An 11839-nucleotide genomic window follows, 5' to 3' on the forward strand; every position below is an offset into this window, starting at 1 on the left:
TTAAACAAAAATAAGCCCTATATTTGATACCTATAAATACCAATTACATCAACATGTAATAACCATGGGTTATCAGATAGAGCTTAGGCACTTAAAATATTTTCAGGTTTTGGCCGAGGAACTGAAGTTTAGAAAAGCTGCAGACCGCCTCTTTATTTCTCAACCAGGGCTGAGCCGGCAGATTAAACAGATGGAGGAAATTTTTAACGCCCCGTTGTTCGATCGTAATAAGAAAAAGGTGGAACTTACTGAAGCAGGCCTGTACCTTAAAGACGAGGTAGATTTTCTGTTCAGCCATATCGAGAACATTAAAAAACAGTTAATGAATATTACCGAAGGCAAACAGGGAGAACTTCGCATTGGGTTTTTAGGCTCGGCGGCACAAAAAATTGTACCCGAAGTTATTTTTAAGCTCAACAAAGATTTTCCGGAAATCAGAACCAATCTGGATGAAATGCCCAATAAACTACAGATCGAATTGCTGGAAAAAGACATGCTCGACATGGGTTTTGTGAGGATGCAACAGTTTAAACCGGGTATTTCTAAATACATGATCCACCAGGATACTTTTTCGCTGGTATTGCCTAAAAACCACCCCATAAAAAAGGCAAGTTTTGAAGCGGTGAAAAAGCTGGGCAATGAACCTTTTATCTTTTTTTCGAGTGATGACAGCCCCTTTTATTATGATGTGATGATGAGCATTTGCGAGGATCATGGTTTTAAACCCAAAACCTATCACAAATCAGTCAATGCGCTCACCATTTACAAACTGGTAGAAGAAGGTTTGGGCATCGCCATTGTACCCACTGCCCTGCAATATGGCTACCAGGAAAACGTAAAGTTTGTAGAGCTTACCCATATTCCACAAAGAACGGAGCTCTATATGATCTGGAAAGAATCTAACCGGAACCCAGCATTAAAAAATGTGATTAAATTGTTGTTAAAAGATAAGGTTTAGGTTGCAGCCACTTTGGCAATTTCCCACATCGTTTGATTTTTCTAAATGGTGGGTTACTTCATCTAATGGAACAGTTAGTGATTATTTTATTATATTTTTTCAACTATATTTTGAAAAGCCTCTAATGTTTCGTTTGTCTTAAGAAAATTAACAATGTTTTGTCCTTGTTCTTCTTCATTTTTTATTTCATCAGCCTCAATATTTAACTTTGTGCCAGGATCGGAAAATAGAATCTCCAATATTTTATCATACAGATTATTAATTTTTATTTCTCCTGACACAAACTTTGCTGAATAATCATCAGAATCATTATTAACCTCAATACCAAACTTATGATACAATAGCTTTACACAGCCTAAACAGGTTAACAAAAATCTCATTTGTATATTGAAATCCTCTTGGTGTAAATTCTCGATACTCAAGTGCAGCTTTAATATGATCGATAAAAGGATCGTTAATATGCGACATCGTCCAGAAGAGAGCGGTTCTTTCAAAATATTTCCAACAACTTTCATCTTCTTGGAAGAGTAAATTTTTGGCGATAATATGGGTTGAATATGGTATTCTCGCCAAAACACCATAAATAATTTGTGTATAATTTTTTAAGGTATACTCTTTCTTTCCAGTAGTTTCTTAATCTATCTTGCTCATCATGTTCAACACAATATCCTAGATTCAAGCAATAAAGTTTCTTCAGATAGCTCAATAGGAAGATAAAGAAAGCTGTTCAAATTGCTTACTAACGATATTTCTTTCAACTGCCTATCTCCATTTGACACAAATAACTGAATTAAAGATATTATTTCCATTGGCATATATTGCCATCTTTCGTGATTAAAAGGAAGTGTAAGATCTGCTTTGCTATTGGATAAATGAAAAGCAGTAAGCTCTTCAATAGCATCGGAAAATTTTTGTTCGTCATTTGAAATAGCACTTTCAAAGGCTTCCTGATAGCACGCAATCGGTTTTATGCAAAATTTTGAAATTGTTGCTGCATGAGCGGAGAAATCTCTCAATTTTAACATTTCGACTACCAAATAAAGTAAACTTCCACGTCCAAATTCTTGCGCTGCATATTTCTCTAGTTTTTGTGAGTTTTCTTCAAGAAATCTGATTAATTGATTTGAAATTATTTCGATCTTATCTGGGAAATAACTCAATGTCAATAAAAGGGTCATACATAGATCTGTATGCAGTACTCCATCTATCTGTTTACTTTCCAAAAAAGCTCTAGCATTCACCAATACATCGTAGTAGTAAGCGTTAAGAAGCTCCGTAAAACTTATATTATTACTATTGTTTTCAAAGTCAACTATTGCTTTTGGGATCTTGAATCCATATGAGTATTGTTGCAAAATTCGGCTAACCTCATATTTAACAATTTTTTCCCTGCCAAAAACAATTGCCTTATATTCAAAATCGGATTTCCCCGTTTTGAGATATTCTAAATAAAAATCCTCTAAGAAACTAGCTTGTTCTTTTTCTGATTGATAAACTTTAATAAAAAACTCTTTTAGTTTTTGTTTATGACTATTTAATCTATTATTCATTTAAGGTCATTTATTTACAACTACCTCTTGCTTTTTGTGTACGGGAGATTTCATCCCAATCGGACAACAATAAAGATTTTAATTTAAACTGGCCTTTGGCATTTCGTCCAACAAATACGTCAACTACACGCTTGTCACCAATATTGTCTAATATATCATCGGCTTCGATTCTTGTTAAACCAAAATCGTTAATATTTGGTTTTGTCAAAATATCTTTAATAAAAAAGTCAGAATCTAGCTGTCGAGCTGATAAATCTCCAACATTCCCCGAAATATTAGTCTTCACTTCAAAAATATCATATTTCCCGTCATTTCTAATACCTACTAAATCAATACCGTGGTTTGATGCATTCTGAACACTTATAACATCCTGATACTTTCCAGAATTCATTAGGGCATCCTTTACCTGCTTCTCTCCCCAGTTTCCTAGACTTTGCTGTATTGATTTAAGACCCCAGACATCAATCCAGCTATTAACATCGGAAACATAACCATATAATGTAGGATTCGCCCCCCATAAACCAATAGGATCTTGAGAAATATAATTTCCTTGCTCTGGATCATAATACCTAAACCTATTATAATAAAGCCCGGTTTCTACATCCTCATATTGCCCCTGATACCTGAACGGGACAAATTCCCTACTGCCGCTAAGTTTACGGATTTTTCCATAAATATCAAGCTCGCAATCCCACACTTTTTTACCTGCACCATCATAAGCTTGTACAGGTGTTCCCAAATAATCGCTAATAATTGAATAATATTGACCATTAACGATTTTGGCACTTGGGGTAAATTTATGCTGATCATACACCCAAGTAATTAAATCGTTGCCCAGCGGTTCGGTTTTATCGTAACTGAGCAAGCCATCTTCGTTAACTACCAAATTTGGCCGTTCGCTTAAGGGGTAATTCCATTCGTGGAGTAATAAATTGCCATCCCATACATAACGGTAAACCGTATCTTTAATAATTTTGGCTTTCCTCCTGCCTAAGGCATCGTATTCGAAACTGATGATCTCGCCATGCGGGTTTTTAACCGCTTCCATCATGCCATTGGCGGCCCAGGCGTAAGCCCAGTCGCCTTCTTTCCATTCTGGCAAATCGGGTTCTGCATCTGCCAAGATATCGAGCGTTTCGGCTTTGGGGATGTCAGGATTGGCCATTCCCCAGTTTAATTTTTTGCCAAATAAGTCATTATCTTCCGGTTCGGCAACTTCTACCTTGGCCAGACCGATAATATTACGTTTACTTTTTTGCACCAGGTTGCCTTTGGCATCGTAACGGTAATACCATTGGTCGTCTTTAAGCAGTTTACCACCTTTATCGTAACGTCTATCGTTGCGATCGGCTGTTTTATATAAGTTCCCTGTTTCATCGGGATTCTTGTAAATCACTTTACCATCATCGCTATAACTTGCCGAAGACAGACTTCCAAAAGTATCATACCTGTAATTGATGCTGCCGCCTGTAATGCTATTTAAGCAGCTATTCAATTTATCGTTCGGTCCCCAGGCGTATTGTTTAAAAGCGGTAATGGAACGGCTGGCTTCGACCTTTTGACTAATTGGATGGCCTTCGTGGTCGTAATCAAAAGTGGCTTTAACCCCACCGCTTAAACTTCGGCAGGTTTCCTGCCCGTTTTTATTGCGGCCAATGGTTGCAGTCCATTCTGCTGATCCGCCACTTTTAGCTGCGATGCCATTCAGATAACCTATTTCATTATAATCGTATTTAATATCGGCCCCTAATGAGCTTTTTAAACTTGTCAGATTTCCAAAAACATCGTATTGATAATTAATCTGGTAGCCATCCTGTATTTCCTGGGTAATCATACCCAACGGATTGCGCTTAAAATTAACCGAAGAAAGTTCGTTCTCTGCAGCAATGAGCAAACCAAGTTTATTGTATTGAAAGGCTTCGTAAGTTCCATCTTCATAGCTGCTGTATACCAATCGACCGCTCAGATCGTAATTATGGCACACAGCCTTTCCATCGGCCTGTATCGTTTTAACGATCTGCCCGTCCTGGTTGCGGATATATTGCTGCTCCTGCCCATCAAAGCCAATTTCTTTTACCACATCATCATTCGCATCCCTTAAAAAGATATACTCTTCACCTTTTTCGTTGGTAATACCCTTTAAATTTTCCCACTTATCATAGGTAAAATGAAGGGCCTGGGCATTTTGACTGGACGATTGACTGCTTCTTTTTTGTGTTTTTAGGCTACCCATTGGGGTATAGGCCATGTGCCATTCTTCGCGGCCATCAGTAGCGTAAACCGGCAGATCATAGGCATCGTATTCGAAGCGTAAAGCCTCTTCTCCAAAATCTTTTACCAGGGTTACGCGCCCCATTTCATCACGCTCCCAGATCGTAGCTTGATCACCATCGGGGCTAAAACGGATCAGTCGACCGTAATCATCATAAGTCCAGCGACGGCTATTACCTTCGCTCGAAACTGATTCTATCAGTTGATTTAAACCGTTATATGTCCAATGAATTTCATAGCCATCATTATCGCGACAAAATATAGGTAATTTTTGCCCTTCGGTATAATAAAAATCGATTACGCGATTATCTTTTTGCACATGTTTAAGCAATTGGTTCTGCTCGTTGTATAACCACGTTTCGTTTGATCCAGCCGGATCACTGCGCAATATCAGGTTATTATTCTCATCATATGCATACTGATATTGCTCGCCATCTGCAGTATGGTAAGTAGTGGTATTACCCCGATCGTCGTATTCGTAGCCGATTACCCTGCCTTCAGGGCTCGAAACCATTTTTTCTTCATTATAACGATCGTGTTCATACCAGGTTTCGCCACCCATGGCATCTACTTTTTTGTACACCAGATCGTTTTCATCATAATAATAGCGTTCTACTTTACCATCGCGATAATATATTTCGTTATACCCTTCTTCCGGGAAATAGCTGATCGATCCACTCATAAAACCATCTCTACCTTCGGTATGGATTACACGGCCTTCTTCATCATAACGCCAGAAATAAGCCATCCCGTTCCTGTTGATTCTTTTCACTACGCGATCATGATCATCGTACTCAAAGCTAATCGCTTTACCTGCCTGATCGTATACTTTGATCATGTTGCCACGCTGATCGTAATCGTAACTCACCAACAGATCGCTGGTATTTTTATAGTGATAATAAACTGCTTTAATCGCCGTGCCACCTTTGTTATGCTGCATTTCGAGCACACGACCAGAATTTTCTACAATGCGGGATAAAAGTTGTTTCTGATAGTAAAAGGTAAGACTGGTGCCGCTGGTGTATTCAATCTGGTCAATCCGATAGATATCGCCGTCAGCTCCGCCACCAAAAAGTGTATAGGTATAAATATCCTGATTGATGGTGAGTACCCAGGTATTTTCATCAGGCCGTTCCATCCAGATTTTTTGCGCGCGATCGTACTGTTTGCCTGAATACGGCTCGATATAGCGCAAAGGCATCACCATGTTTTCGGTTGGATGGCTAAAACCTACAATTCCAGCTTCCGGATCAGGATAAATATATAAATCGTAATTATTGTAAACCTGATTGCCTAACATGCCTGCGTATGGCTTATCGCTGCGCCATACATTGTTCCAGACCATTGCCTGGCCCGCCGGTAATTCGAAATCGGCCCACTCGAAAAACATGGCACCAGTGACAAAGTTAACAGGCTCCAGGCCCCAATGGCAAAGTTTTTTTGATAGCGGGTTTGTTTTACCCAACATCCGCTGGAGAAGCTTATTTACGCCTTTTAAGGCCCCCTTAGCTAAAGCTCCGCCCAATTTAGTGAGCCCCCTCATAATGCCAATGGCTGCAAAACGCATTAAATACTCTTTAAGGGTATAATTGTGCGGCGCAAAAGTACCACCAACCAATACAGGTTTACCAGTATTGATCTGCACATACATACTCAATAAATCACTGTAAAAAGCGAAATAAGCCAATGGGTTTTTCTTAAGTTTTCCAGGCACAGTTGGCAGGGGTTTTAAACCCATTGGCGGACACCAACAGGTAAGCACCTGCCCAGGATTAGAACCGCTCATTTCCGAACCTTGTCCTTTTACAGTGGTAGAACCCCAATAAACCTCACCTTCATGAGGGGAACCGGGTATGTTCACAATGAAATAAACTGGAAGAGAACTGATGTGCCTAAACGGCAGCAAAACACCCATCACTGTAGTCGTAGTAGTGGCTTTATGTCGGCCATGTACATAAATTGAGCCGCCCATCGGAATACTGGCGGTACCGATTAAACCTTGTGCAAATTTAGGAATAGGAATACTGAAATGCAGGTAATCCATCGGATCGAACACCATTCCAATAAAAGGGTGTGGCAAAGGCAACGGAATAAACCCGAAAGATGGTGGAATGGGAATGGTTGTCCAGTGAAAATCGATTGCCAGCACCACGTCAAAATGCTTGCTTACATGCTGCACAGCAGTATTGGCCATTGCAGGCTTTTGGGCTTTTACAAGCTTTAAGGTGCTTTTTGCCGCAGGGGGATTACTTCCAGGGGCAACACCTCCACCACCGCCAACTGCTTTTGGTTCCGCTTTGGTTAAGCTTGCAGACAGGCTCATTGACCTATCGGTAGACATATTCGGTTTACTTGCTTTTACTTTTTTCATCCGTATATTTTTTATGATAATGGATTAGCATGATTTTTTGGTACTTCGGCCATTGATTTCCAGTCTTCTCCATAATCCTGCCGCATATCCATATCTAATTTCTTACCCTCAGGGCTTTCCTCACCATATTTCTTTAACATGATCGATGCGGTATAAGCCATCGAACTCTGTCGCCGTTTTTCAATCGGCATTTTCCGGGCAATTTCTAAACACTTTAAATAATAACCCATTGCTTTTGCAGAGCCGGTTATTTTACTTTCCGAAAGCTGCCCGAGTAACCGGGTACATTCCATCGCTATAAAATTATTCTCAATAACTTCTGCAATTTTAATCGCCTTTTCAAAATACTTTTTGGCCTCATCTTTACCCGAATGTGCCAGTAAGAAACTGCCATAGCTCATGTGGATATGTGCACTCAATAGTGTGTTTTCTCCAGCACGGGCCAAAGCCATTTCATATTGTTGGCGTGCTTCACTCCTTTTATTCTTTACGGCTAAACTCTGTGCCAGCATTATCCTTGCTGCCACTACCGCCTCATGCAACCCTTGTTTTTGGGCGATCACAATTGCCCGTTCTAAAACTGCATTGGCCTGCTCATGTTTGCCTTTACTTAAATAATTACTCGCAATGAGTATCTGTTGCTGGTAATCGGCTTCGGGATCGTTCTTCTCCCGGTTGGTATGCGCCGCGGCATTTTGCATCAACTGGCTAACATCGACATGGAGTTTAAATTCCGTTCCCTGTTTTAATTTTTTTAACGTGCGGTGTATGTGATGCTCGGTATAAACCAATTTAATATTGTGGTTATTGGATGCCTTAATACAACTACACCATTCGTTAATCCATTCAGATAGGCCAGCCACATCATGAATGGTAGTTGGTGCCAGCTGAACATATATTTTCTTTAATTTTAAATCGGGATAAAGGTTGCACAACCGTACTAAAGCCCTAACGGGCAAATAAGCATCGGTTTTGTAATTTTTATCACCTCCACCTGTTTCAACATCCCAAATAACACCTGCATTTGTATCCTTTTGCCATAAGTCAAAAATCTCTTTCCATTCTTTAACCAAACTTCTACCATAATCATTTTTGTTCTGGAACTCCTGATAATGAAGCAGGAATATATCGTTGGTTCTACTTTCTTCCGTTAATTGGTATTTGAAATAAGATTCGAATAGATTTACCTCATGCCGTTCACCAAGGCAGAGAAACAGGGTTTCTGATGGATATTGCCTTACTACTTGTTGCCATTGTTTGTCTATCTTAAATAATTCCAGTTGTATCGGGTTCATTGAGCTTTAATGTCGAAAATTAGTTTAGATTGATGGTACCGCTGCTGATATTCGTTTCACTTTCGCCACCTACATTAATCTTTTTCGAAGCCAGATTGGCCTCTGTTTCGCCACTCATCGAAAGCGTTTTTGTACCGATATCCAGTGTTTGAGATTCTATCCCAATACCAGAGGTTGGTGTTCCATCTTCAGGCCCTACCCCTATGCCTATACTAATTGAGGCAGAATTTCCGATGTTTTCTCCAAGTGTTAAAATGTCTTTTCCTTTAATGATAATTTTTCCAGTTTTATCCATAAAAATACTGCTCTCGCCACACTTAATGAGGATTGATTCTTTGGTCTCGAAAACGGCCTTTCCTGCACCATCCAGCTCGATAAAATTGCTGTCTTTATCCCGCATGATCATGCCTGCCCCATCATCCATAGTTAATGTATGTCCGCTTTTAGAAGTCAAGCTTTTGCTGTTATTACTGGCACTGCCACCGCTACTGCTTTTGCCATGAAATACCGAACCTAATACAATTGGCCTTGCAATATTGCCTTCCTCGAAGGTTAAAGCTACCTGATCGCCAATTTCGGGAATAAATACAAACCCCCTGTTTTTACTCACTTTATCACTGCTTCCTGCATCTGGTGTAATTACACGCAACCACTCCGTTACATCGTTGGTTTTACATTCCCATTTAAATTTAACCTTAATTCGGCCCTGCCCCTGCGGATCTGCATTGTCTATTACATCTGCCAGTTGCATATCAGGGCTTGGTTTACCGTAATTTTTAACCAACAGACGCTCTGTTGTAGCTACCACACCTTCGAAAGTGTTATAATATTTACCTGTACCATCAATATCATGGTTAATACTGGTGATCAAAAATTTACCGAGGCTCTCTGTAGAAAAGGATAATTCTTTTCTCACACTCATCGTAATTTCGGCAATGCTGCCAATGCCCAAAGCAGCATTATCTCCACTTGCATTTACCTTCAACAAATTGCTGATGTGCGCCTTTTCTTCATTCTGAACATGGTTTTTAATGTCGCTGCTATTGTCTACCCGAATAAGGGATGGTTGATTAAAGGTTTTGCTATACATCGCGTTAGAAACTTGTATGGCGTGGGCAAGGTCGGGTGATCCGTCGCTCTGTCCGCTACTTTCACTCTGCAGCATTTCATCCTGTTTGGGATTATAAGCGAAACGTTTATTTTTGATCGGCGCAATTTCCATGGCATACTGTAGATTTTGTACATCACGACCATAAATCAATGCGATTTCCTTCTGATCATCTGGTTTACCAAAATTCAGTTGTTTGCCATCATAGTAAAACCATTCATGGTATTCGCCAGAAAGCCTGTTCAGAAAATCAAAGTCACTCTCCCTATATTGGATCAGATAATCAATAGGATCTTTTCTGGCCGCATTGGCCACAATCTTAATATCATTTGAAGGCACGTCCGAAGTAGCAAGATTTACAATTGTATTTAAATCCTTATCAAGATAAGAACCTAAGTCGGGACCCCGATCGATCAGAATGGTTGGACTATAACCACTCACAATCAACACACCGTGATAACCGTGGCTTTGCGCCAGTTCTACTTTGGTTACCAAACCAGCAAATTCCTGTAAACTACCCGAATCGTAGCCAAAGGAAGCGGTAAGGGTTTTACCTACAAAATCGCGGCTGTCATTTAAACTGATCATTCCCGGCGAACCCATCTGATCGTGGTTAAACCGCAGCTCGAAAAAATGATGCGCATTAAAAGCTTGTTTTAAACTAAATGAGGCAAAATGGGTAATTGCCTTATTTTCTATGTTAATTTCTACAATGAGTTTCTTTTCCATAAGTTCGATCTTTTTAGCAAATCCACAAATAAATTCCGCTGGTTCTTGGGTCTAAGAAATAATCCTGATATAAACATTTATAGCCATCCCACAGGGTAAAGTGGCCCGTTGCATCACTAAACTGGGTTTTAAAGCAGATAATGCCTGATACGCCGCTTATTTTATTTTGAAACGCCCTTAAATCATGATGTGCTATCCATGTGTCTCTAACTCCTTTTTCCACTTTAATATCGGGTTTTTTATATTTATGGTTGAGGTAGTCGAAAAATTCGCTCACACGGAAACAATAGCGCTTTTGATCAGCTCCAGCAATAGTTTCGAACTTTTTAGTATACGGATACCGACTGGGTATGGCGTGGACTTTTACCTTTTCCTGGGCCAGGAAATCCTGTTTTGTAGTATATTTCCAGCTAGGTAGGCTTAGGCTAAAAACCTTGTTATTAATACCTAGATAATTAAACGCCATGCTCATTCTCACCACACAGGTATTGGTAATGTAAGCTGCATTAACAGCACCACCAATTGTTGCTTTTACCAGTTCGCTACTTGTTACGGGGTAATTTATCCTTAAATCGGTAAAACTTGGCAAAGAAAGTGGCATGCTATTTTTTGGTTAGAAGTGAATCAAGATATTTAGTACTTGTAAATGATGCATTTTCCATTGCGTAGAAAAACACATCCTTACTTCCTGAAAATGAAAGAGTTGATTTAGCCTTCTGGAGAAAAACAATCAGCGTATCATTTGGGTATTCAATATATTTTAAATCACTCATTACCATATACTTCAGGCTATCCATAGGCTTTAGCTTCCCCTTAAATGATTTCAATACTTTCGCACTAAAAACCTTTTCAGCATTGTAAACGGAGTCAACCCTGGTAATATTTACCAGCACGATGTACCCTGCTTCCTTTTTAAGCTCATGCACCATTTCTTTTGGTGGATCTTGATTTTTTTCGCGTTCCAGGTGCTTATTTGCGTTGACTAAAGTCAAAGAATCTTCATTAACAGCAGCAGGTAAAACATTCTGCTTATTATTATTTTGCTGGCATGCGGCAAAACCTATGGCTAAAAGAGCCCATAGTAAGTTATGTGCATATCTTTTTGCTTGCCTCCGTATAATTTTATTGATTTTAAAAGCAAATACATCTGCCATGAGGATGGTATTTAAATGTTTATTGCAATTCTATCCCGTTTGATTAAGGAAAGAATATAAGACCAGGCATTAGATAGATATCTGTGGCCTGGTCTGCTGAAATTTAAGCTTTAGGCCAATCGTTTTCATGTTCTGCGTTGCCCAGCTTTAGCTTACGGGCCGATACCACAAAACTTAATGTCATGGGTGTATTGTCGTTTACCGCAATACCCTCGTTATACTGGATGATATAACCATCCTCGAAAGACAGTTCTTTCATTTTAGCATCTTCTTCGCCTTTCTTGAAAACCAATGTCCCTGAAAGCGGCTTGTACTGGTTGTTTACCATTGATTCGATCACAGAAGTATCTTCGGTTGATTCGATTTCGATATGGATGGTACCACCATAAACACCTGACGATGG

9 protein-coding genes are annotated in these 11839 nt (G+C 39.6%); 1 reads left to right on the plus strand and 8 read right to left on the minus strand.

Annotated features, from left to right (window positions below; genetic code table 11):
* The first annotated feature begins 64 nt into the window (after nucleotides 1-64).
* Entirely contained in the window at nucleotides 65-958 is an 894-nt protein-coding gene (locus tag EYS08_RS02635; RefSeq protein WP_131028289.1) for a LysR family transcriptional regulator, read from the plus strand.
* 89 nt (nucleotides 959-1047) lie between these two features.
* On the opposite strand, the gene EYS08_RS02640 is transcribed toward EYS08_RS02635, so the two are convergent.
* The 8 genes from EYS08_RS02640 to tssD form a co-directional block, all read right to left on the minus strand.
* Nucleotides 1048-1473, minus strand: coding sequence for a hypothetical protein (locus EYS08_RS02640; RefSeq protein WP_165456344.1), 426 nt, complete (start codon nucleotides 1471-1473; stop codon nucleotides 1048-1050).
* A 141-nt stretch (nucleotides 1474-1614) separates the two neighbouring features.
* Nucleotides 1615-2508, minus strand: coding sequence for a hypothetical protein (locus tag EYS08_RS02645; protein ID WP_131028291.1), 894 nt, complete (start codon nucleotides 2506-2508; stop codon nucleotides 1615-1617).
* Nucleotides 2509-2518: 10 nt separating this feature from the next.
* Entirely contained in the window at nucleotides 2519-7150 is a 4632-nt protein-coding gene (locus tag EYS08_RS02650) for an RHS repeat-associated core domain-containing protein (protein ID WP_131028292.1), read from the minus strand.
* Between the two features lie 11 nt (nucleotides 7151-7161).
* Complete coding sequence (locus EYS08_RS02655) at nucleotides 7162-8445, minus strand: tetratricopeptide repeat protein (protein WP_131028293.1); 1284 nt, start codon at nucleotides 8443-8445, stop codon at nucleotides 7162-7164.
* Between the two features lie 19 nt (nucleotides 8446-8464).
* Entirely contained in the window at nucleotides 8465-10282 is a 1818-nt protein-coding gene (locus EYS08_RS02660; RefSeq protein ID WP_131028294.1) for a type VI secretion system Vgr family protein, read from the minus strand.
* A 13-nt stretch (nucleotides 10283-10295) separates the two neighbouring features.
* Nucleotides 10296-10883, minus strand: coding sequence for a T6SS effector amidase Tae4 family protein (locus EYS08_RS02665; protein WP_131028295.1), 588 nt, complete (start codon nucleotides 10881-10883; stop codon nucleotides 10296-10298).
* A gap of 1 nt (nucleotide 10884) precedes the next feature.
* A complete protein-coding gene (locus EYS08_RS02670) occupies nucleotides 10885-11436 on the minus strand; it encodes a hypothetical protein (protein WP_131028296.1) in 552 nt (183 codons plus the stop codon).
* A gap of 103 nt (nucleotides 11437-11539) precedes the next feature.
* Nucleotides 11540-11839, minus strand: a 300-nt coding sequence (tssD, locus tag EYS08_RS02675) for a type VI secretion system tube protein TssD (RefSeq protein WP_131028297.1), incomplete at its 5' end; no start/stop codon positions are given.

Source organism: Pedobacter kyonggii, from assembly GCF_004310665.1.
Lineage (GTDB): Bacteria > Bacteroidota > Bacteroidia > Sphingobacteriales > Sphingobacteriaceae > Pedobacter > Pedobacter kyonggii.

What these genes read in the sequence shown, in the direction of transcription:
- EYS08_RS02635 (WP_131028289.1), top strand. Translation starts at nt 65, where the DNA reads ATGGGTTATCAGATAGAGCTTAGGCACTTAAAATATTTTCAGGTTTTG.
- EYS08_RS02640 (WP_165456344.1), bottom strand. Translation starts at nt 1,473, where the DNA reads ATGAAAGTTGTTGGAAATATTTTGAAAGAACCGCTCTCTTCTGGACGA.
- EYS08_RS02645 (WP_131028291.1), bottom strand. Translation starts at nt 2,508, where the DNA reads ATGAATAATAGATTAAATAGTCATAAACAAAAACTAAAAGAGTTTTTT.
- EYS08_RS02650 (WP_131028292.1), bottom strand. Translation starts at nt 7,150, where the DNA reads ATGAAAAAAGTAAAAGCAAGTAAACCGAATATGTCTACCGATAGGTCA.
- EYS08_RS02655 (WP_131028293.1), bottom strand. Translation starts at nt 8,445, where the DNA reads ATGAACCCGATACAACTGGAATTATTTAAGATAGACAAACAATGGCAA.
- EYS08_RS02660 (WP_131028294.1), bottom strand. Translation starts at nt 10,282, where the DNA reads ATGGAAAAGAAACTCATTGTAGAAATTAACATAGAAAATAAGGCAATT.
- EYS08_RS02665 (WP_131028295.1), bottom strand. Translation starts at nt 10,883, where the DNA reads ATGCCACTTTCTTTGCCAAGTTTTACCGATTTAAGGATAAATTACCCC.
- EYS08_RS02670 (WP_131028296.1), bottom strand. Translation starts at nt 11,436, where the DNA reads ATGGCAGATGTATTTGCTTTTAAAATCAATAAAATTATACGGAGGCAA.